The sequence below is a fragment of the Janthinobacterium sp. GW822-FHT07A03 genome (genome assembly GCF_058798815.1).
This window is the reverse complement of record NZ_JBXAKW010000004.1, coordinates 331042-353643: the sequence shown is the minus strand read 5'-3', so window position 1 is coordinate 353643 and position 22602 is coordinate 331042. Positions and strand designations below refer to the sequence as shown.

The 22602-nt window shown below is 64.4% G+C and carries 17 protein-coding genes; 10 read left to right on the top strand and 7 right to left on the bottom strand.

From position 1 onward, the window contains the following. Nucleotides 1–42 precede the first annotated feature (42 nt). On the bottom strand, nt 43–936 hold the full coding sequence (bla, locus tag AC1RJW_RS13935; protein WP_493045435.1) for a class A beta-lactamase: 894 nt from the start codon (nt 934–936) through the stop codon (nt 43–45). Further along, a complete protein-coding gene (locus AC1RJW_RS13930) occupies nt 929–3604 on the bottom strand; it encodes a hybrid sensor histidine kinase/response regulator (RefSeq protein WP_493045434.1) in 2676 nt (891 codons plus the stop codon). The genes bla and AC1RJW_RS13930 overlap by 8 nt, the downstream gene beginning before the upstream one ends. On the opposite strand from AC1RJW_RS13930, the gene AC1RJW_RS13925 reads away from it, so the two are divergent. Together AC1RJW_RS13925 and AC1RJW_RS13920 are read left to right on the top strand one after the other, a co-directional pair. Then, a complete protein-coding gene (locus tag AC1RJW_RS13925) occupies nt 3603–3812 on the top strand; it encodes a hypothetical protein (protein WP_493045432.1) in 210 nt (69 codons plus the stop codon). The two genes, AC1RJW_RS13930 and AC1RJW_RS13925, sit on opposite strands and share 2 nt — an antisense overlap. 308 nt (nt 3813–4120) lie before the next feature. Further along, nucleotides 4121–6352: a TonB-dependent receptor gene (locus AC1RJW_RS13920; RefSeq protein WP_493045431.1), complete on the top strand. Its 2232-nt coding sequence runs from the start codon at nt 4121–4123 to the stop codon at nt 6350–6352. 192 nt (nt 6353–6544) lie between these two features. Here the strand turns inward: AC1RJW_RS13920 and gluQRS are convergent, their stop codons facing one another. Both gluQRS and AC1RJW_RS13910 read right to left on the bottom strand, forming a co-directional pair. Beyond that, nucleotides 6545–7471 (bottom strand): tRNA glutamyl-Q(34) synthetase GluQRS, encoded by a 927-nt coding sequence (gene gluQRS, locus AC1RJW_RS13915; RefSeq protein ID WP_493045430.1) that lies wholly within the window; start codon nt 7469–7471, stop codon nt 6545–6547. Between the two features lie 317 nt (nt 7472–7788). Further along, nucleotides 7789–8652 (bottom strand): outer envelope protein, encoded by an 864-nt coding sequence (locus AC1RJW_RS13910; protein ID WP_493045429.1) that lies wholly within the window; start codon nt 8650–8652, stop codon nt 7789–7791. 401 nt (nt 8653–9053) lie between these two features. Here AC1RJW_RS13910 and AC1RJW_RS13905 point away from each other — a divergent pair, with 401 nt between their 5' ends. The 6 genes from AC1RJW_RS13905 to AC1RJW_RS13880 all read left to right on the top strand — a co-directional run bounded on the left by AC1RJW_RS13905 (nt 9054) and on the right by AC1RJW_RS13880 (nt 16446). Further along, nucleotides 9054–10568 (top strand): ABC transporter ATP-binding protein, encoded by a 1515-nt coding sequence (locus AC1RJW_RS13905; RefSeq protein WP_493045428.1) that lies wholly within the window; start codon nt 9054–9056, stop codon nt 10566–10568. Between the two features lie 50 nt (nt 10569–10618). Then, the gene (locus AC1RJW_RS13900) at nt 10619–11695 is read left to right on the top strand and encodes an ABC transporter permease (protein ID WP_493045427.1); all 1077 of its coding nucleotides are present in this window, start codon (nt 10619–10621) and stop codon (nt 11693–11695) included. Further along, nucleotides 11688–12617, top strand: coding sequence for an ABC transporter permease (locus AC1RJW_RS13895; protein ID WP_493045426.1), 930 nt, complete (start codon nt 11688–11690; stop codon nt 12615–12617). The genes AC1RJW_RS13900 and AC1RJW_RS13895 overlap by 8 nt, the downstream gene beginning before the upstream one ends. 21 nt (nt 12618–12638) lie before the next feature. Continuing rightward, a complete protein-coding gene (locus AC1RJW_RS13890) occupies nt 12639–13724 on the top strand; it encodes a BMP family ABC transporter substrate-binding protein (RefSeq protein WP_493045425.1) in 1086 nt (361 codons plus the stop codon). A 120-nt stretch (nt 13725–13844) separates the two neighbouring features. Beyond that, entirely contained in the window at nt 13845–14681 is an 837-nt protein-coding gene (locus AC1RJW_RS13885) for an HDOD domain-containing protein (RefSeq protein ID WP_326458580.1), read from the top strand. 136 nt (nt 14682–14817) lie between these two features. Continuing rightward, nucleotides 14818–16446, top strand: a complete 1629-nt coding sequence (locus AC1RJW_RS13880) for a M28 family peptidase (protein WP_493045424.1) — start codon at nt 14818–14820, stop codon at nt 16444–16446. Between the two features lie 47 nt (nt 16447–16493). Here the strand turns inward: AC1RJW_RS13880 and AC1RJW_RS13875 are convergent, their stop codons facing one another. After that, on the bottom strand, nt 16494–17714 hold the full coding sequence (locus AC1RJW_RS13875) for an MFS transporter (protein ID WP_493045423.1): 1221 nt from the start codon (nt 17712–17714) through the stop codon (nt 16494–16496). A gap of 256 nt (nt 17715–17970) precedes the next feature. Then, the gene (locus tag AC1RJW_RS13870; protein ID WP_493045422.1) at nt 17971–18969 is read right to left on the bottom strand and encodes an LLM class flavin-dependent oxidoreductase; all 999 of its coding nucleotides are present in this window, start codon (nt 18967–18969) and stop codon (nt 17971–17973) included. Nucleotides 18970–19185: 216 nt separating this feature from the next. Here AC1RJW_RS13870 and AC1RJW_RS13865 point away from each other — a divergent pair, with 216 nt between their 5' ends. Continuing rightward, on the top strand, nt 19186–20691 hold the full coding sequence (locus tag AC1RJW_RS13865; protein WP_493045421.1) for a dipeptidase: 1506 nt from the start codon (nt 19186–19188) through the stop codon (nt 20689–20691). 194 nt (nt 20692–20885) lie between these two features. Then, entirely contained in the window at nt 20886–22013 is a 1128-nt protein-coding gene (locus AC1RJW_RS13860; RefSeq protein WP_493045420.1) for a M24 family metallopeptidase, read from the top strand. A 61-nt stretch (nt 22014–22074) separates the two neighbouring features. On the opposite strand, the gene AC1RJW_RS13855 is transcribed toward AC1RJW_RS13860, so the two are convergent. Further along, the gene (locus AC1RJW_RS13855) at nt 22075–22542 is read right to left on the bottom strand and encodes a hypothetical protein (protein WP_493045419.1); all 468 of its coding nucleotides are present in this window, start codon (nt 22540–22542) and stop codon (nt 22075–22077) included. Nucleotides 22543–22602: the final 60 nt, after the last annotated feature.

Genomic DNA, 22602 nt, shown 5'->3' with positions numbered 1-22602 from the left:
GCTCCCTTCCGCTCGCGACGGTTTTATCAGGGTTGGATCTAATTAGGCCAACGCGGCCGTCACGATGCGCGTGGCGGCCGTGATGATGTCCTGATTCGTGTCCGCGTTTTTCTGTTCGCGCGTGTAGTACACGGCGATGAGCAGCGGCGCGCCGCTGGGCGGGTAGGCCACGCCGATGTCGTTGACGCTGCCGTAGGCGCCCGAGCCCGTTTTATCCGCTACCTGCCAGCCGGCCGGCACGCCGGCGCGGATGCGCTTGTCGCCCGTCGTGTTGCCGCGCATCCAGGCGTCCAGCTGCTGGCGCTGCGGCGCCGGGAAACTATTTCCCAACAACAATTGTTGCAAGCTGTGCGCCATCGACGCGGGGCTGGCCGTGTCGCGCACTTCGCCGGGGATGGCGCTGTTGAGTTCCGTTTCCCAGCGTTCCAGCTGGAATACCGTATTGCCGATGCTGCGCGCAAATGCCGTCACGGCTTGCGGCCCGCCTAATATTGTCATCAAGAAATTGGCCGCGCTATTGTCGCTGTACTGCAAGGTGGCGGCGCACAGGTCGGCCACGCGCATGCCGTCGGCCAGATGCTTTTCCGTGATGGGCGAATAGGTGACCAGTTCCTTTTTCTCGTAACGCACGTGCTGGTCCAGCAAGCCCGGCTGGCTGACGCTGCGGGCCAGCACGGCGCCCGCCAGCATGGCCTTGAAGGTGCTGGCCAGGGGAAAGCGTTCGTCGGCGCGGTAGGCAACGCGCAGTTCGCTGCCCTGGCGCCAGGCGGCAACGCCGAGGCGTCCGCCGGCGGCCTGTTCCAGCGCGGCCAGCTGCGTGTGGGCGCTGGTGATGCTGGTGGCGGGCGCGGCAAACAGCAGTGGTGCCGGGCACAGCAGGGTGACGCCAGCGGCCAGCAGGAGGGTGCGGCGGATGTGGTTCGGGGAGTCAGTCATGGTCTGTAGGTATTTTCGGAGTAGAAAGGGTAGCCAGCAGTTCGCCGATAGCGAGCAGGTTGGCCGGTTTGGTCAGGTGGTGGTCGAAACCGGCCGCGCTCGATTGACTGCGGTCGTTTTCGGCGCCCCAGCCCGTCAATGCGACGAGCACGACGTTGGCGCCGGCCGGTATCCGGCGCAGCGCGCGCGCCACTTCGTAGCCGTTCATGCCGGGCAGGCCGATGTCGAGGAAGATGACGTCAGGCAAGAATTGCGGCGCCACGGCCAGCGCCTGCGCGCCATCGTGAGCCACTTGCGTGGCATGGCCCATCATGTCGAGCACGGCCGCCAGGGTATCGGCCGCATCGACGTTGTCGTCGACCACCAGCACGCGGAAATGGCGGGCGCTGGCGGCGGGCGCGGGCGCGTCCGGTGCGGCGGGGGCCTTGGCTTCCTCTTTCAGCAGCGGCAGGCGCACGGTAAATGTGCTGCCCAGGCCGGCGCCGGGACTGGCTGCCGTGGCGCTGCCGCCATGCAACTCGGCCAGGCGCCGCACCAGCGACAGGCCGATGCCCAGGCCGCCCTGGGCGCGGCCCATGTTCTGGCACACCTGGGTAAACATGTCGAAGACGGTGGCGATCGATTCGGCGGGAATGCCCACGCCGCTGTCCTTGACCTCGATCAAGGCCTCATTGCCATCGCGTACCGCGCGCAAGCTGATGTGGCCGCCGGCGGGCGTGTACTTGGCGGCGTTGTTGAGCAAATTGCCCAGCACTTGCGCCAGCCGCGTGGGGTCGGCCTCGAGCGGCAGCGGCTCTTCAGCGAGTTGCACCTGCAACTGGTGGCGGCTCGCTTCGATCAGCGGCATGCTCGTTTCCACGGCGCTGGCGATGATGGTTTTCAAGTCCGCGCGTTCGAGCTTGAGTTCGATCTGCCCCCGCGTGATGCGCGCCACGTCCAGCAAGTCGTTGACCAGGTGCACCATCTGATTGACTTGCCGCTCCATCACGTCGCGCACGCGCGCCACGGTGGCGGGCTTGTCGGCGGCCAGGCGCATGATTTGCAAGCCGTTGCGGATCGGCGCGAGCGGGTTGCGCAGTTCGTGCGCCAGGGTGGCCAGGAATTCCGTCTTGCGCCGGTCCATCTCGGACAGGTTGTCGGCCAGCTGGCGCAATTGCTGTTCCGAGCGCTTGCGCTCGCTGATGTCGCTGAACAGCACCGTCAGCAGGCGGCTGCCGGGGCCGCCCAGGCGCGCGGCGAAGACTTCGAACCAGCGCTCCATGGCCACGGCTTCGTTTTCGTAGCGCACGGGTTCGCCCGTCTTGACGACCTGGTCGTACAGGTCGAACCAGTGCTGGTCGTGGTCGGGCACGAAGCTGCGGATGGTCTTGCCGATGGCATTGTCGAGGCCCGACTGCTTGACGAAGGCGGCGTTGCCTTCCAGGTAGCGGAAGTCCACAGGGCGGCCTTGCTCGTCGTACAGCATTTCGATGACGCAAAAGGCCTGGTCCATCAGCTCGATCAGGGTGCGGTAGCGTTCCTCGCTGCGCCGCAGCGCATCTTCCACCTGTTTCTGGCGGGTAATGTCGAGCAGCACGCCTGGAAATTGCAAGGGCGTGCCATCGGGTGCATATTCGGCGCGGCCCCGCGCGATGACCGAGCGGTACTGGCCATCGCCGGCAGCGACGCGGTAGCTGGCCTCGAATGGCGTGTGGGCGTGCACGGCCTGGGCAATCTGCGCGCTGACTTGCTCGCGGTCATCTGGATGGATGATGTCCAGGTAGCGCGCCAGCGGCGCCGCCGTGGGCGCATCGGCATTGACGGGGAACAAGCGCGCCATATTGCTGTCGGCCGTCACGCGGTCGGCAACGATGTCCCAGTTCCAGGTGGCCACTTCGCCGGCCGCCAGGGTCAGACGCAGGGTTTCCTCGTTCTGCTTGCTGGCCGTCAGGTCGAGCGAGATGCCGGACAGGGCGATCACATTGCCGGCCCCGTCGCTGGCGCAGGTGCCGCGCATGTGCGCCCAGTGCAGCGAACTGTCGGGCCAGCGCACGCGGATGTCGACCTCGAAATCGCTGGCGCTGGCGATGGCCGCGTGCACCACCGTCTGCCAGTGCTGCAGGTCGCCTTCGAGCATGGCGCCTGTCAGCTGCGCGTAATCGATGTGGCTGGCTGGCGGCAGGCCCAGATTGGCCTTGAAGGCGTCGGAGCAAGCCATGCTGCCGCTGCCCAGGTCGATTTCCCACGTGCCCATGCGGCCGCCCTGCATGGCCAGGCGCAGCCGCTGTTCCGTCTGCCGTTGCTGCGTCACGTCGCAATGCGAGCCCAGCCATTCAACGATGCTGCCGTCGGGCGCCAGCACGGGCAGCATGCGCACGATCACATTGCGGTAGCTGCCGCTGACGTGGCGCAGCCGGTATTCCGCCTCGAACACGCTCGTCAGATGCGACGGCATGACGTAAGGCAAGTTGCGGTCGTCCGGATGCAGGGCATTGAGCCAGCCGCGGCCCAGCAATTCGGCTTCCGTCTGGCCCGTGAATGCGCGCCAGGACGGCTGGTCGGCATCGAACTGGCCGAAGGTTTTCGTGCTCCAGACGATGTCGCAATGGGCGCCCAGCAGCATGTGCGCGGCCTGCGCGGCGGCGGGAGAGGAAGTGATGTCGTGGCTGTGCTGGCTCGGTTCTGGCATGGATAAGGTCGGCAATGGTGCGGCGCGCCGCCGCTGCACTGGGATGGGGCAGCGCGGCAAGGGCAAGTACGGCGATATTACAGTCAAATACCGGCCCGGGCCTGTCTTGCAGGCAGCATTTCGCCGCCTCGCCGCAATGGCGGCGCCAGGGCCGGAAAATGGGCAAAACAGCAAGCCCCTGAGCGTATTGTGGCTGAATAACCACTAGTCAGGCTTTTATGTTGGTGAATAAATATTTTACATAACAATATTCTTGCAGCGCATAAGCCGCTTGAATTAAATTGGCGCCTTACTTAAAAGTTGGTGTTCATCAGACATCCCAGAGATGCGGCCGGAACCGCTGTCAAGTTGAGTGACAGCCAGGACAGAGCCAGTGACGCCGAGAGCGGGGGAACATCCGCTCGCGCTGCTGCACCATGACGGTGCAAACGATCGTCCAGCGCCGTATATAACCCGGAGACAGGTTGCAAGAAAGACAGATTTCGCAATTCTTTTTTTAAACTTCTGGGAAACCACATGATCAAGATGTCCAAGATGCACAAGCGTTTGTGCGCCAAAAGCGCTGCTATGCTGGCACTGTCCGCTGCCTTGCCTATCGGCTCGGCTTATGCTGATGAAGTCGCTGCTGATACGACCCCTGCCGCCAGCCAGCTGGAAACCGTGACCGTGACGGCACAGCGCCGCAAGGAAAATATCCGCGACGTGCCCGTTTCCGTGTCGCTGCTGCGCGACGAGAAGCTCGACGTGCTCGTGTCCAGCGGCCAGGATATCCGCGTGCTGGCCGGCAAAGTGCCGAGCCTGAACGTGGAATCGTCGAATGGCCGCACCTTCCCCCGCTTCTACATCCGGGGCTACGGCAATACCGACTTCAACATCTTCGCATCGCAACCTGTTTCCCTGATTTACGACGATGTCGTGCAAGAAAATCCCATCCTCAAGGGTTATCCGATTTTCGACGTGGCTGGCGTGGAAGTGCTGCGCGGCCCGCAAGGTACCTTGTTCGGTCGCAATACGCCGGCCGGCGTGGTCAAGTTCGAATCCGTCAAGCCGAAGCTGGACAAGGTTGAAGGCTATTACAACGTTTCCGCCGCCACGCACAACACGACCAACTTCGACGGCGCCGTCAACGTGCCGCTGAGCAAAGAATGGGCGCTGCGCTTCTCGACCCTGCGCCAGCACCGCGACGATTACGTCGACAATACGTTTACGGGCCAGAAAGATGCGCTGGACGGCTACAACGAACACGCGGAACGCGTGCAATTGCTGTACGCACCGAACACCACGTTCAACGCCCTGTTCAATGTGCACCAGCGCAACACCACGGGCAGCGCGCGCGTCTTCTACGCCAACATGATCAAGCAGGGCACGAACGACATCGTCGACGGTTTCGACCCGAACAAGTCGTTCACGAATGCGCCGAATTTCCAGCACCTGCGCACCAACGGCGCCAGCGCCCGCCTGAGCTGGGACCTGGACGGCGTCAAGTTGTATTCGATCACCGGCTTTGAACAGGTCGGCAGTTACGTGTCGCATGGCGACATCGATGGCGGCACGCCGACGGGCCCCGGCTTCATTCCTTTCCAGGTCGAAACGGCCGGCGGCATCACCAGCGTGAAACAATACTCGCAGGAGTTCCGCGCCGAATCGAAAAATGCCGGTCCCCTGAACTGGCAGGCAGGCGTGTACTACTTCAACGAAGATGCCAACGGTTTCACCGACAACTTCGATAGCAACACGCACGTGCTGACCACGCACCTGGCCAGCCGCCAGAAGAACTCGGCCTGGGCCACGTTCGGTTCCGTCAACTACGCCGTCAACGACGACTTCATGCTGCGCGCCGGTTTGCGCTACACCAAGGACAAGAAGGATTTCAACACGGTGGAAGCGACCAACATCGTGCAGGTCAATCCGACCAGCGCCGATGTCAGCAAAGCCAAGGTCAACTGGGACTTGAGCGGCACCTATAAATACAACAAGGACGTGAACTTCTACGCGCGTGTCGCCACCGGTTTCCGCGCGCCAAGTATCGCCCCGGCCAGCACCAGCGTGCCTGTTACCGTGGCCGATGCGGAAACCATCACTTCGTACGAAGCGGGCATCAAGGCCGATTTGTTCAACCGCCGCGCCCGCGTCGCGTTCAGCGTGTATGACTACCAGGTGAAAAACCAGCAGCTGACGGTGGTGGGCGGCACGTCGAACATCACGCGCCTGATCAATGCCGCCAAGACGAACGGCCGCGGCGCCGAGCTGGAACTGGAAGGTTTTGTCACGCCGAGCCTGAAGATGTCCCTGGGCGGCAGCTACAACTTCACGGAAATCAAGGACCCGAGCCTGTCGATCGCTACCTGCGCGCAAACGCGTTGCACCGTGACCGATCCGCTGACCACGGGCAACCGTGCCATCATCGACGGCAATCCATTGCCGCAAGCGCCGAAGTGGACGATCACCGCCACGGGCCGCTATTCGATCCCGATGGAAAACGGCGAATTCTTCGTCTTCACGGACTGGGCTTACCGCAGCAAGATCAACTTCTTCCTGTATGAGGCAACCGAGTTCACCGGCAAGCCGATGGTCGAAGGCGGCTTGCGCGTGGGTTACACCTGGGATGCCGGCAAGTATGAAGTGGCCGCGTTTGGCCGCAACATCACCGACACCCAGCGTATCACGGGCGCCATCGACTTCAACAACCGCACGGGCTTCATCAATGAGCCACGTCAATTTGGTGTGCAATTCAAAGGCAACTTCTAAGAACACATAAGCAAACCTGCTGCGCGTCGTGAGTTGCGGCCTGCGATGCTCACTGTGCTAAAGCACAGCTGCGCTTCTCGGCCGCAACTCACTGCCGCTCGCTACGGTTTTCTTAAATGTTCGGTTCCAGGCGCCGGCCATGTGCTGGCGCCTGCATTGCTACCCGCCCGGCTCGTGCCGTGGCGGGTTTTTTTATGCGTGCCCGGGAAGGCGCGCCAGCCGCTGCGCCCAGGCGGGCACGGCTTGCCGCCAGAAATCTTCCACGTCGTCGGCGCGCACGTCGAGGCCGAGGAAGCGGGCCGCCGGCAGCAGTGCCGATGCCAGCAGTTCGGCCGCATCGGTGCCCGTATCGAAGGCGAGGGCGCCCGTCTGTTTCGACAGTTTCTCGCCGTTGTCATTGACGACGACGGGCACGTGCAAAAAGCCGGGATGGGGCAAGCCCAGCACATCCTGCAGATACAGCTGGCGCGGCGTAGAGTCGAGCAAGTCCGCCCCGCGCACCACCTGCGTGATGCCCTGCGCGCCATCGTCGACCACCACGGCCAGCTGATACGCCCAAAAGCCGTCGCCGCGCAGCACGATGAAGTCGCCCACCTCGCTGGCCAGGTCCTGTTGCTGCGGACCAGCCCAGCGGTCGGCAAAGCCGTACACGGCTTGCGGCCCCTGCGGCACGCGCAGCCGCCAGGCCCGCGCCGCCTTGCCCGGCGCCAGGCCATGGCGGCAGGTGCCCGGATACACGGCGGCGCCCCCCTTGGGCGCGCCCGCCTGCAGCACCGAATCCTGAATCTCCTTGCGCGAACAGCCGCACGCATACACGAGGCCAGCATCCTGCAACTGTTTCAGCGCCGCCTCGTACAGCGGCAGCCGCCGGCTCTGCCACGTCGCCTCGCCATCCCAGTGCATGCCGCAGCGCCGCAGGCTGGCCAGGATACCGAGGTCGGCACCCTCGACATTGCGGTCATAGTCCAGGTCTTCGATGCGCAGCAGCCACGTTCCATGATGCACCTTGGCATCGAGATAGCTGGCCATGGCGGCAACGAGCGAGCCCATGTGCAGAGGGCCGGAGGGGGAGGGGGCGAAGCGGCCGATGTAGGGGGCGGCGGGGGGGACAATATTCATTCGTGCTGGCAAACGTGACTACAAGGTAGTCTGCGCTTGTGTAGTTGGTACAGATGAGAACAAGTATCGGGGAGGGCGCGAGGCCTGTCAAATCGTGTGGGGTGGCAGGTGATGCCACGCACCTGCAATGTGATCCTGTCTTGCGACATGCACGGGGTGGACGTGATTGGATCGTAGCGTGAGGTGTTCGAGCGACCGGGTGAGCGGTATGTTGGATGATTCGCAAGCCCTTCTTCCACGGTCGCGCTCTCCGCCAGATGGAAAGCTTCATGCTGGCATCAGGCGCGACGGTGGGTGTTGATGCGGGACAATGATTCTTAGAAATGGTACTCCGCGCGTATCATCGGCGTCTTCGCCGTCTGGCCCACGTTGCCCGTGGTGGCGGGCGAGTTGCCGAACTTGTTCTTCCAGTACTGGTATTCCAGGCCCACGCGGAAGGTGTTCTTGGCGCTGCCCAAGGCCGCGCCCACGTCGTACATCACTTGCATGTCGATATTCGTTTCCACCGCCGTGTCGCGCCCCACTTCATCCTTGCCTTTCGAGTCGATGAGGTTGAAGAAACCTTCGAACGAGAACAGCGGCGACAAGGGGATGGCCCAGGCGCCCGTCAGCATGGCGTGGGTTTTATACGTGTAGCGGCCCGTCACTTGCGAGATGGGCGGGAAGGCGCCGCTGGGGGCATTGCTTTCGCGCAGCAACAGCAGGCTGGTGTTGAAGAAGCCGGGCACGTCCCACATCAGCGTGGGGCCGGCCACCAGCATGCGCTTGCGCGAGTTGTAGCCGACGTCATTTTTCGTATTGACGTCGAAGCCCAGGGTCACGCCGACGCCGCGCACGGGGCCGAACTTGATGTCGCTGCCGCGCACCTTGCCGATGTCGATGGTGTTGCGGTACACCAGGTACGCCTCCTGGGCGCCGGACGTCTTGCCGAGCGCGCCGGGGTCCTTGCTGTCGGAGATCAGGAAGTCCAGGTTGACGAAGTTGCTGCCGTATTTGTAGCCGCTGGCGTGCGTGATGGCAAAGATATTCTTCTTGATGTCGTCCGGATTGAACGGCTCGCGGTAATCATTGCCGGCGCGCCAGCTCAGCGCGGTATCGCTCCATTCGGCAGCCTGGGCGGTCGCGCCCACGCCCAGAGTGGTAGTGAGGCAGAGCAACAGACACGGTATGGTTTTTGGCACTTTCGGCTCCTGATGGCGATGTTGGAAAACGGGAACTGGGAATGGCTGGGCGCACGGGGGAGCCCACTGGCGCGCATGTCGCGCTGCGATGGGGCATTGCGCGCCGTTCAATCCATGATGCGAGAAGTGCCGCGCTGGGCGATATGTCTTATCTGCATACTTACTATCAGTTCTTGCATATAATCATCGCACCTTCTCGCCCTTGCGGGGCAAGGCGGCCGCTGTAAAGCTGATAATTTTTTTCAAAATTGTATACAGGTGTTGTTTTTTTGTGGAAATAGAAATGCGTGCCGCCACGCCATCCCCCAAGCGCTGCGGATGCCGATACGATAGAGACAACAGCTTGATTTTTTCCACCGGCGACTAGGCCGGCGACCCCGCAGCGAGGCACGAAAAAAACAATGACGGCACGCCTGGAATTACTCGATATCAGCAAGCGCTATCCGGCCGTGGTGGCCAATGACGGCATCCATCTCACCGTCGCGCCCGGACAAATTCACGCCGTGCTCGGCGAGAACGGCGCCGGCAAATCGACCTTGATGAAAATCATCTACGGCGCCGTGCAGCCCGACGGCGGCCGCATCCTGTGGAATGGCCGCGAGGTCGGGATCGCCAACCCGTCGGCCGCGCGCGCGCTCGGCATCGCCATGGTGTTTCAGCACTTTTCCCTGTTCGATACCTTGACGGTCACGGAAAACATCGCCCTCGGTTTGCCCGCCGGTACCAACATGGCGGAGCTGGCCCAGCGCATCGAAGCGACGGCGCGCCAGTACGGCCTGGACCTGGAACCGCAGCGCCACGTGCACACGCTTTCCGTGGGCGAATGCCAGCGCGTGGAAATCGTGCGCGCCCTGCTGGCCAAGCCGCAACTGCTGATCCTCGATGAGCCGACGTCCGTGCTGACGCCGGGCGCCGTGGAAAAACTGTTCGCTACCCTGCGCCAGCTGGCGGCCGAAGGCTGCAGCATCCTCTACATCAGCCACAAGCTCGACGAGATCCGCGCCCTGTGCCACACGTGCACGGTGGTGCGCGCCGGCAAGAACGTGGGCGTGTGCGACCCCTCGCAAGAGTCGGCGGCCAGCCTGTCGCGCATGATGATCGGCGCCGAGCCGCCCGCCGTCACGCGCGTGGCGCGCACGCCCGGCGCGGCCATGTTGAGCGTGCGCAATCTGCATTTGCCGAAGAGCCACCCGTTCGCCACGCAATTGATCGATATCAATTTCGACGTGCGCGCGGGCGAGATCGTCGGCATCGCGGGCGTGTCCGGCAATGGCCAGCAGGAATTGCTGGCCGCCCTGTCGGGCGAGGACATGCGCGCGGCCCCCGCCAGCATCGTGCTGAACGGCACGCCTGCCGGGCGCCTGCCGCCGGGCCGCCGGCGCGCCCTCGGTTTCGGCTTCGTGCCGGAAGAACGGCTGGGGCGGGGCGCCGTGCCCGACATGGGGCTGGCCGACAACGTGCTATTGAGCTTGCAGACCCCCGCCACCATCCGCCACGGCTTTCTGCGCCGTGGCGCGATCGCGCAGCGGGCGGCCGCCATCATCGCCCGCTTCCAGGTGAAGGCGGGCGGGCCGCAGGCGCTGGCGCGCAGCCTGTCTGGAGGCAACTTGCAGAAATACATAGTCGGACGCGAAGTCATGCGCGAACCCACGGTGCTGGTGGTGGCGCAGCCGACCTGGGGCGTGGACGTGGGCGCGGCCGCGCAAATCCGCGCCGAATTGCTGGCGCTGCGCGACGCGGGCTGTGCCTTGCTCATCGTGTCGGAAGAACTCGATGAATTGTTCGAGATCAGCGACCGCCTGCTGGTGATGGCGAAAGGAAAGATTTCACCATCGCTGGACGTGGGCGAGGCCAGCGTGACGCTCGTGGGGCAATGGATGAGCGGGCTGTGGCCGCAGGAGGCAGCTCATGGCTAAGTTCGCCTTGCGGGTGGAAAAGCGTCAGGTGTACCCTAAGGGGACGGCCCATGGCTAAGTTCGCCTTGCGCCTGGAAGCCCGTCCGTCCCCGTCGCGGCTGATGTCGTGGCTGTCGCCCGTGCTGGCCGTGCTGCTGACCGTGCTGTGCGGCGCTTTGCTGTTTATGGCGCTGGGCCATGACCCGCTGGCGGGACTGGCCGTCTTCTTCGTGGAACCCTTGCGCGACGCGCATGGCTGGTCCGAACTGGGCCTCAAGGTGGCACCGCTGCTCCTGATTGCCGTCGGCCTGGCCATCTGCTTTCGCGCCAACATCTATAACATCGGCGCGGAAGGGCAGCTGACCCTGGGCGCCATCTGCGGCGGCGCGGCCGCCTTGTACCTGGACGATGGCGTGGGAGGCGCGGCCATCATCGGCGTTTCCTTGCTGGCCGGCATGGCGGGCGGCATGGCGTGGGCGGGACTGGTGGCGTGGTTGCGCGACCGCTACAACGCCAGCGAAATCCTCGTCTCGCTGATGCTGGTGTACATCGCGCAATTGCTGCTCAGCTATCTCGTGTACGGCGTGCTGCGCGACCCGGAAGGGTTCAATTTTCCCCAGTCGAAATTGCTGTCGGACGGCTTGCTGTTGCCGATGGTGATCAGCGACACGCGCTTGCACGTAGGCATCGTGTTTGCCTTGCTGGCCTCGCTGGGCGGCTGGCTGTATTTATCCAGAAGCATTGCGGGTTTCCGCCTGCGCGTGGGCGGCATGGCGCCCGCCGCCGCCCGCTATGCAGGTTTTTCTTCGCGCAAGACCTTGTGGTCGTCGTTGCTGATCTGCGGCGCCCTGTCGGGCCTGGCGGGCGCCTGCGAAGTGCTGGGGCCGATGGGGCAGCTGACTCCCACCGTCTCGCCCGGCTATGGCTTTGCCGCCATCATCGTCGCCTTCGTGGGGCGGCTGCATCCGGTCGGCGTGATTTTTTCCAGCTTCGTCATGGCCCTGTTCTATATCGGTGGCGAACTGGCGCAATCGCGCCTCGGCTTGCCCAGCGCCATCACGGGCGTGTTCCAGGGCATCCTGCTGTTTGCCTTGCTCGCTTGCGATGTGTTGATCCAATACAAACTGCGCTGGAGGAAACATGGATAACCTGGCCCTGACGATCGCCCCCTTGATCGCCGCCAGCATCAACGCGGGCACGCCGCTGATGCTCGCCGCGCTGGGGTTGCTCGTCAATGAAAAGGCGGGCGTGGTGAACCTGGGCGCGGAAGGCATGATGCTGGTCTCGGCCATCACGGGCTTTGCCGTGGCCGTCAACACGGGCAGCCCCACCCTGGGCTTTCTGGCTGGGGCGGGCGCCAGCATGGTGCTGTCCGGCTTCTTTGCCTGGCTGACCGTGTGGCTGGGCACGAACCAGTACGCGACGGGCTTGGCTTTATCGCTGTTCGGCGCCGGTGCCTCCACGTATATCGGCTTGAAGTATGTGGGCAACAGTCTGCACAATGGCCGCTTCGGCATCCCTTTATTGGAAGACATTCCCGTGCTGGGGCCGGCCCTGTTCCGCCAGCATCCGATGGTGTATCTGTCGCTCTTGCTGTGCGTGGCGATCGCCTGGTTCTTGTACCGCACGCGGGCAGGATTGGTGCTGCGCGCCGTGGGCGAGTCGCCAGCGTCCGCGCATGCGCTCGGTTACCCCGTGCGGCGCATCCGCCTGGCGGCCGTGCTGTTCGGCGGCGCCTGCTGCGGCCTGGCCGGCGCGTTTCTGTCGCTCGTGTACACGCCGCTGTGGGTCGAGGGCATGGTGGCGGGACGCGGCTGGATCGCGCTGGCGCTGACGACCTTTGCCACCTGGCGCCCGGCGCGCGTGGTGGGCGGCGCCTACCTGTTTGGCGGCATCACGATTCTGACCTTCCACGCGCAGGCGCTGGGCGTGCCCATCGCTTCGCAGCTGCTGTCGATGCTGCCGTATGTGGCGGCCATCGTCGTGCTCGTGCTCATTTCCAGCAATGCCAATTACATCAAGCTCAACATGCCCGCTTCGCTGGGGAAAAATTTCAATCCCGGAAATTAATCACTCACCACAAGGAAAACCATGTCCAAGAAACTATTGTGCGCCGCCGTTTGCAGTGTTGCGCTGATGTCCGCCATGCCTGCCATGGCCGCCGCGCCCGCCACCGTTCCGCTGAACGTCGGCTTCGTGTATATCAGCCCCATCGGCGACGCGGGCTGGACCACCCAGCACGACCAGGCGCGCAAGGAAATGGAAAAGGCGCTGGGCAACAAGATCAGCACCAGGTTCGTGGAAAACGTGCCGGAAAGCGCCGATGCGGAACGGGTGATCCGCGACCTGGCGCAAACGGGCAGCAAGCTGGTCATCACGACTTCGTTCGGCTACATGAATCCCACCTTGAAAGTGGCGAAGCAATTTCCTAATGTGAAGTTCATTCATTTGACCGGTTACAAGACGGCCGTCAACGTGGCCAACACGAATGCGCGTTTCTACGAAGGCCGCTACCTGGCCGGCGTGCTGGCAGGCAAGATGAGCAAGACCCACGTGGCCGGCTACGTGGCGGCGTTTCCCATCCCGGAAGTGTTGCAGGGCGTTAACGCCTTCACGCGCGGCATGCGCAGCGTCGATCCGAAGGCGGAAGTCAAAGTGGTGTGGGTGAACAGCTGGTTCGACCCGGGCAAGGAACGCGACGCGGCCATCACCCTGATCGGCCAGGGCGCCGACGTGGTCACCCATCATACGGACTCGACGGCCGTGGTGCAGGCGGCGGAAGAGAAGGGCAAGTATGCGATCGCCTACCACTCGGACATGAAAAAATACGGGCCGAAGGCGCAGCTGGCCGCCGTCACCCACCATTGGGGCGAGTACTACACGAAGCAGGCGCAGGCCGTGCTGGACGGCACGTGGAAGTCCAGCAGCACCTGGGGCGGTATCAAGGATGGCATGGTCAAGCTGGAAGGCATCAACGCGGCCGTGCCCGCCGATGTGAAACAGTTTGTATTGGCGCGCGAGAAAGACTTGGTTGCTGGCAAGCTCAATCCTTTCAGCGCGCCGATCAAGGATAACGATGGCAAGGTGCGCCTGGAGAAAGGCGTGCTGGACGATGCGGCGCTGACGAAGATGGATTATTTTGTCGAAGGCGTGGCAGGAAAAGTTTCCGGAAAGTAATAGGGCTGCGTATAAACTTGCTGTAATATTGCCGGAAACGGGAGCCAGGCCGGGGATACATGCGCGTTCCCGGCCCACCCACACAGCAGAGCCTAATAGGCCCGTACCGGAGATTGACCCATGGACAGACTGGAAGTATTCAAGATTATCGCGCTGCAAGCGAGCAAGGGCGAGCTGACGTTCCCCGCCAACGTCAAGGCCACCTTGAAGCTGCAGGAAGCGCTGGACGACCCCGATTGCCATATCGAAGCTGCCGCCCGCATGGTCATGGCCGAGCCGCTGCTGTCGGCGCGGGTCGTGGCATTGGCCAACTCGGCCGCCTACAACCGTTCCGGCAATGAAATCGCCAATGTGCGCGCGGCCGTTTCGCGCCTGGGCTTTGCCACCTTGAAATCGATGGTGGCGTCCGTCATCGTGCGCCAGCTGGGCAGCCAGATCACCGACCCGCAATTGCGCGCCAAGGCGGCCAAGCTGTGGGAACACACGGCCCATGTGGCCGCGCTGAGCCAGGTGATCGCCCGGAAAGTCACGCACGTGGACGTGGAAACGGCCATGTTTGCCGCCATCGTGCACGAAGTGGGCGGCTTTTATCTGCTGTCGCGCGCCGAGGAATATCCGGGCTTGCTCGACGACAATACCGAAGACTGGATCGAATACGGCGAAAAACTGATCGGCCGCGGCGTGCTGCGCCAGCTGCAAGTGCCGGACATGGTCTTGCAGGCCGTGGAAGGCATGTGGCACGGCGGCAGCACGTTCCCGCCCCGCACCCTGGGCGCGACCTTGGTGCTGGCCAACGATCTGTCGCCCGTCGGCTCGCCGCTGCACCCGCCGGAAAGCGCCGCGCGGCGCCAGGCGGCGGCGAAGATCGATTTTGGCATCGGCGGCAGCACCCTGCACACGATACTCGAGGAATCGGCCGAAGAGATCGAATCGCTGGCGGCCGCCTTGCTGGTGTAAATTACCCTTCGATGCAATCCCCGCCCTTGCCGCGGGGATTTTTTTCGTCCGCATTTTGCCGCGCCTGCCCCATGGCATACAATCGCCGGCTCGGCCATCCGCCGGACTGAATGTTTCCTCTTATCCAAAGGATCTTATGCAGAAGCTGTTTTCTTCCCTGGCCGTCACGGCGCTCGCTTCCAGCCTGGCGCTGGCGTTTTCCGCCCAAGCCGCCACCAGTTTGCCCGTGGTGCAGGAAGCGCCCCTGCGCGCCCACCTGGCCTTCCTGTCCAACGACTTATTGGAAGGCCGGGGCACGGGCCAGCGCGGCGCCGACCTGACGGTGGCCTACCTGGAAACCCAGGCGCAGATGGCGGGCCTGAAACCTGTGCGCGGCAACAGCTACCGCCAGAGCGTGCAGATCGCCGGCGTGAAGTCGCTGCCGGCCGAGAGCAGCCTGCAGGCGGTGGCGGGCGGCAAGGCCGTGCCGCTGGCGTTCGGCCCGGACTGGGTCTGGGCCACGGGCGACTCCGTTGCCGCGCACACATTCGACGCGCCGCTCGTGTTCGTCGGCTACGGCATCACGGCGCCGGAAGAGGGCTGGAACGATTTCAAGGGTGCCGATGTCAAAAACAAGATCGTCGTCATGATGGTCAACGACCCGCAGCCGACTGCGCTTGATCCGAACCGCTTCGCCGGCAAGGCGCTGACCTATTACGGCCGCTGGACGTATAAATTCGAGGAAGCCAAGCGCCAGGGCGCTGCGGGCGTGTTGCTGATCCACACGAAGCCATCGGCCTCGTACGACTGGAGCGTGGTGCAGAACAGCTGGAGCGGCAGCGAACGTTTCCAGTTGGCCGACCGCACGGCCGGCACGCCCCTGCAGGGCTGGATCGCGGAAGACGCGGCGCGCCGCCTGTTTGCGGCGGGCGGACAGGACCTGGACGCCTTGCGCGCCAAGGCGGAAAGCAAGGATTTCCAGGCCGTCGCCTTGAACGCCAAGCTGTCGGGCGAGATGAAGTCCATCGTGCGCAAGGTGGAGCAATTCAATATCGCCGGCATGGTGCCGGGCACCGACCCGACATTGAAAGATGAAGCCGTTATCTACAGTGGCCACTGGGACCACCTGGGCAAGCAAGGCGACTCTGGAGACACGATCTACAACGGCGCCGTCGACAACGCCTCGGGCACGGCCGGCTTGCTGGCCATGGCGCAGGAAGCCGTGAAAAAGCCTGCGAAGCGCACGCAGATCTTCCTGTGGGTGGCGGCCGAGGAACAGGGGCTATTGGGCAGCGCCGCCTACGCGGCCGATCCGCTGTGGCCGCTGGACAAGACGGCCGCAGCGCTGAACCTGGACAGCCTGAACTTCGTGGGCGCCACGCATGACATCGGCGCGCAGGGCAGCGAGCGCACGGAGCTGGGGGCCATGGCGGCGGCAACCGCCAAAGCCATGGGCATGCACATTGCGGCAGCGCGTCCCGACCTGGCCGGCGGCTATTTCCGCAGCGACCATTTCAGCTTTGCCAAGGCGGGCGTGCCCGCGTTTTCCATCAATGGCGGACGCGAGTACATCAAGGACGTGGCCGCGTCGAAAGCCAAGGCGGCCGCCTACGGCCCCCGCTACCATCAGGTCACCGATGAGTACGACGCCAGCTGGGACTTGTCCGGCATGACGCAGCAGGCGCAGTTCACCCTGAACCTGGGTCTAGCCGTGGCCAACGCCGCGAAGATGCCGGCCTGGAAGGCGGGCGATGCGTTTGGCAAGGCGCGCGCGCAGGCGAAATAAGGACGTAAAAAAACCGCTCGGCTGAGCGGTTTTTTTTTCGCGCTGGTTCAGGTGGCGCTTGCCCGTTCCAGCCTGCGCTGTGTATGCCGGTACTTGCTCCACACCAGCAGCATCAGCAGCGGCATGGCGCCGCCGACCACGCACAGGGCGGGCCAGCCGCCGGCGGCAAAGCTGGCGCTGGCCAGCGCGGAGCCTGCCGAGGCGCCGATGAAGCCGCCCGCGATGAAGACGGTGGTGACCCGCGCCCGCGCATGCGGCGCCAGTTTATAGATGATGGACTGGTGCGTGACTTGCAAACCCATCACGCCCATGTCCAGCAGGACGATGCCGATCAACAGCAGCACCAGCGAATGGGCGCCGAAGCCGATCAGGGCCCAGCCCGCGATCGAGGCGACGGCCAGCAGCCAGGTCGCCTGGCGCGCATAGCCGCGGTCGGCCATGCGGCCCGCCGTGTTGGCGGCAAAGGCGCCCGTGGCGCCCGCCAGGCCGAACAGGCCGATCTGCATTTCCGAATAGTGATACGGCGCGCCGCTGAGCAAGAAGGTCAGGCCCGTCCAGAACACGCTGAAGGTGCCCAGGCCCAGGCCCGAGAACAGGGCGCGCTGGCGCAGCAAGGGTTCCTGGCGGATGATGTCGGCCAGGGAAGCCATCAGCTTGCCGTATTGCAGCTTGCCCCGCGGCGCTTCGTTGGGCAGGATGCGGCGCAGCATGACGAGCAGGGCGGCCACGACGATGGCGGCCAGCACGTAGACGGTGCGCCAGCCGCCGCTGATCTGCGACACGGTGCCGGACACGGTACGCGCCAGCAAGATGCCTAATAATAAACCCGTCATGACGGTACCCACCATGCGGCCCCGGCTGTGGTCGGGCGCATACGAAGCCACCATGGCCGTGACGACCATCAATGCGCTGGCCGTGATCCCCATCAAGACGCTGGCGATGGCAAAGACGATAATATTCTGACTGGTAGCGGCCAGCAGCAGGGCGCCGATCTTGGCGATCAGCATCCACGTCAGCAACTGGCGGCGGTTCAGTACGTCGCTGAGGGGCACCAGGAAGACGATGCCCAGCACGTAGCCGATCTGCGTGGCTGTCACCAGGTAGCCCGCTTGCGGCACGCTCACGCCAAACGAGGCGGCCAGCATGGATGTGAGCGGCTGCACGTAGTACAGGCTGGCGACGAGCACGCCGGCGGCCAGGGCGAACAACAGGATACGGGTGGAGCTCAGCAGGGTGCTGGCGTCGACGGACGATGGTGCAGATTTCATACGGTACAACTTTCTTGGAATGATGCTTTTGGATGAGCATGATAGCGGGGCTGCGCATTTCTTGCCGGGCAGGGCCGATTTTGCGGCGGGACGGCGGGCAACGCAGCAGGCAAAACAGCAGGCAAAACAGCAGGCAAAACAGCAGGCAAAACAGCAGGCAAAACAGCAGGCAAAACAGCAGGCAAAAAAATCCCGGCGATCGTTGCCGACGGCCGGGAAAAGGGTATTTGGGGAAATACCGGGGGAGACAGTGAAGTTACTGCGCGCGCGCCAGCTCCGCATGCACCTGTGCCGTGATTTCATACGAGCGCAGGCGGTGCTGGTGCTCGAAGATCTGCGAGGTGATCATCAATTCGTCGGCGCCCGTCTCGGCGATGAAGGCGGCCATCTTTGCCTTCACCGTGTCCGGTGCGCCGATGGCCGTGCACGACAGGACGGAATCGAGCATGGCGCGTTCCTGCGGACCCAGCTGTTCCAGGTAGCCGGGCACGGGCGGTTGCAGACGCGATGGGCGGCCCGTGCGCAGGTTCACGAACGCCTGCTGCATCGACGTGGCGCGCAGGTGCGCTTCGGCATCCGTGTCGGCGGCGAACACATTAAAGCCCAGCATCACGTACGGTTGCGCCAACTGCTTCGACGGCTTGAAGTGTTCGCGGTAATAGGCCACGGCTTGCATCATCATCTGCGGCGCGAAGTGCGAGGCGAACGCATACGGCAAGCCCAGGTGGGCGGCCAGCTGGGCGCCGAACAGGCTGGAACCGAGTATCCACACGGGCACTTTCGCACCCTTGCCGGGCACGGCCAGCACGCGCTGGCGCGGCTCGTCGGACATGTAGTCGATCAATTCCAGCACGTCCTGCGGAAACTGCTCCGCGTCGGACTGCAGGTCGCGGCGCAGGGCGCGCGCCGTCGTCTGGTCGGAGCCGGGCGCGCGGCCCAGGCCCAGGTCGATGCGGCCCGGGTGCAGCGCTTCCAGGGTGCCGAACTGTTCCGCGATGACGAGCGGCGAGTGGTTCGGCAGCATGACGCCGCCCGCGCCCACGCGGATGGTGTTCGTGCCGGCCGCCACATGGGCGATCACGACGGCCGTGGCGGCGCTGGCGATGCCGGGCATGCCGTGATGTTCGGCTAGCCAGTAGCGGTTGTAGCCCCAGCGTTCGCCGTGCTGCGCCAGGTCGAGCGTGTTCTTGAACGACTGGCTGGCATCGCTGCCTTCGGCGATGGGCGCGAGGTCGAGTATGGAAAATGGAATCATGGTAGCGATATCGGGACGTGGTGGAAAATCACAATGGACGATTTGTCTATCCCCTGACGCTGGCAGGGTCACCCATGACGGCGTGGCGGGGAAGACAGGCTGGGCACATGATAATGCGAATCGGGAATTTGCGTACTGATCGGTAAAAAACTCATGTTGATTGGAAATTGGCGCGGGCGATGCTAGAGTGGGCCTCCCCACTTCACGCGCCCCGCCATGTTCAAGAAACCCCTGCTGTTGTCCCTGCTTGGTCTGCTGCTGCAGCCTTCCGTTCACGCCACTCCCGTCAGCCCGCAGGCACAGGAGACGGCCCGCTATGCGCTGGCCACCTATCCCGAACCGCTGATCGCCAGCCTGGCAAAGATGGTCAGTTTCAACACGGTGGCCGACCCGGCCGTGCCGTTTGCCGACAATCCCCAGCACACGGGTTTTAAACGCTACCTGGCGGCCGAGGCGCAGCGCCTGGGTTTCGATTTCCACGATCATGGCCACGTGCTGGTCATCGGCATGGGCAAGGGCAGCGAGCGGGTGGGCGTGATCACGCACGGCGACGTGCAGCCCGTCAATCCCGCCAAGTGGGTCCGCTCGCCATTCGAGCTGGACCGCACCAGCGAACCGGGCAAACTGCTGGGACGGGGCACGGAAGACGACAAGGGCCCCATCGCCACGGCCCTGTACGCGATGAAAGCCATCCAGGACAAACAGGTGCCGCTGAGCAAGCGCATCGAGCTGTACGTGTACATGGCCGAGGAATCGGACTGGGAGCCGCTGAAACAATTCCTCAAGACCCACACGCCGCCGCAGGTGAACATCACCATCGATGCGGAATATCCGGTGGTGACGGCCGAGAAAGGCTACGGCTCCATCAAGCTGACCTTGCCGCCGCGCACGGCACTGCCGGCCGACCGCGGCGCCGTGCTGAAGAGCCTGACGGGCGGCTTTTTCGGCAGCCAGATTCCGGAAGACGCCGCCGCCGTCATCGAACGCGCGCCGGCCGCGCTGGAAGCGGCCATCCGCGCCCGCGCGCAGCAGCAGAAGGGCATGCGCTACAGCTACGCGCGCGAGGGCGGCACCTTGACGGTGACGGCGCTGGGCGTGTCGGCCCACTCGTCGAAGCCGGAAGATGGCGTCAACGCCATCAGCATGCTGGCCGACGCCCTGGCCGTGCAGCCATGGCAGGGCACGCAGGCGGCCGACATGCTGTCGTTCCTGAATGAACTGGTGGGTACCGGCATTTACGGCGAACGCTTCGGCCAGATCGCCTACCGCGACGGTTTCATGGGCCCGATGACGGTGGCGCCTACCGTGCTCAAGCAGCAAGGCGGCGAGCTGGAACTGAATATCAACTTGCGCCGTCCGCAAGGCAAGACGGCGGCCGTGCTGCAGCAGCAGGTGACGGCCGCCTTCGATGGCTGGAAGGCGCGGCGCCAGGTGCCGGCTGCGCTGCAGGTGCAGATCGGCGAGCCGTGGCTGCAGACGGACGCGCCGCAGATTCCCACCTTGCTGTCCGTTTTCGAGCACTACATGGGCATGGCGCATCCGCAACCGGTCGCCATCGGCGGCGGCACCAATTCGCGCCTGTTCCCGAACGCCGTCAGCTTCGGCCCGGCCATGCCGCACACGGTGTACACGGGGCATTCCGAGCACGAGTTCATCACGGAAAAACAGTTGCTGCTGAACTTGCAGATGTACACGGCCGTGCTGATCGAACTGGCGAAATAGGCGCTTGCAAAAATAGAGGGAAGTCATAGACTGCAAGCCGGAGACCAGTCCGGGCGCCGAACTTTTTATGCGCGTGCTGGTCTTACGTTTCCATGTAGGAAGGGAGCAGCTATGCATGAACAACAGGACGCCCGGCTGGCGCCAGGCAGGGCAGGCGGGGCGGTGCCGCGCCGGACGCCGCACGAGGAGCGGTCATGAACTGGCCGCTGGAACTGGAAGTGGCGCACAAGCTGGCGCAGATACGGGGCTGGCTGGAACAGGAGCGTGCCGGCGCCGTGCGCCTGCGGGGCGTGGACTGGTTTGCGTGGGCCACGGCGGGCGCGTCGAACAGCCATTGCCATACGGCCGAGTGCGGTTGCGCGGAAGTGCTGGTGACGCGCGACGCGGCCTACATCCTGACGGACGAAGCCGAAGCCATGCGCATGCGCGAAGAGGAAGTGCGCGGGCCATGGACGTGGCAGGTGTCGCCCTGGATGCAGCCGCAGCTGTATGAATTGCGCGAACATTTCGTGCAGCATGCGGCCGGCGGCTTGCCTGTTTTGTCCGACCGGCCGGGCTTGCACGAACGCAGCCTGCCCGTGGCCCTGCGCGAAGAGCGGCTGGTGCTGCTGGAATCGGAGCAGCAGCGTTACCGGCTGGTGGGGCAGCAGGCTGCCGGCGCGGCCGCCGATGCGCTGCGCCAGGCCCGCCCCGACTGGAGCGAGCTGGAGCTGGCTGCCGCGTGCGTGCGCGCGCTGTCGCTGCGGGGCTTGCAAGCCGTGCACGTGCTGGTCAGCGGCGAAGACCGCCAGCGGCGGTACCGGCGCGCGCCGCCAGCCCAGGTGATGCTGGGTACGCAAGCCGTGCTGGCCCTGTGCGCGCGGCGCTTCGGCCTGTGCGCTAGCCTCAGCCGTCAACGGCGCTTCGGCCCGGCGCAGCGCCGCGCCGATGGCGTGGCCGTGGCCATGGACGACGCCGATGCTGCCATGCTGGCGCTGGAAGCGGTGGCGCTCGACGCGTGTGAAACGGGGCATGCGCTGAGCATGGTGTATCACGCGCTCGACAGTGCCTACGCCTATGCGGGCCAGCCCGACACGGTGCGCACCAGCCGGCAGGGCGGCATCCATGGCTACCTGGCGCCCGAAGTGGCGGCCGGCGCGCACACGGAAATCATCCTCAAGCGGGGCATGGCGCTGGCCTTCCACCCCAGCCTGCCCGGCAGCACGGTGGAAGACACGTTTTTGCTCGACGGCAGCCAATTGCACAACCTCACGCATGACCCGGCCTGGCCTTCGGCCGTGGTGCAGGGGCGCAGCCGGCCGCTGACCCTGGCGCTGGCCTGAGGCGGCTTGATGCGGCCAGGGGTGGAAGACTTCGGCAAGTGTCGGCCAGCCCCGGCGCATGTCAATAGCGCTGCATTACGCCTTTTTGCACGCTGACCCGGTCGCCGATCTGGAAGGCGGGCTGGGTATTTTGCACAAAGGTGCGCGTAGTGCCGTCGTCCAGGCGCAAGGTGACGCGGTACAGCATATTGCCCGCCGCCCCCGAGGTGCTGCCGGCGGTGCCAGATGTGCCCGCCTGCATGTCGGCACTGCCTTGATCCATGCTGCGCGGCACGGTTTCTATCGATTGCACCGTGGCCGAGCTGATGTTCATGCTGGACTGGGCCGCCGTATCGCTGCTCATGCCGGTATCGGTGGCGGTGCTGGCCGTGCTGCTGGCCGGCATGCTGGTTTGCGGCGTCGTGCCGGCCGGTGCAGCATAGGTTTCGCCGCTATTGCTACGTGCCAGGCCGGTATTCTCCGTGGAATGGCAGGCCGCCAGCAAGGCGCATGTCAGGCCGGTCAGCAGCAGGGTTGTTTTCGATCTCATCTTGGTCTCCTCATGGTCGCACACTCAGGATCGGTACCCGCAGTGATTGCGGATAGCAGC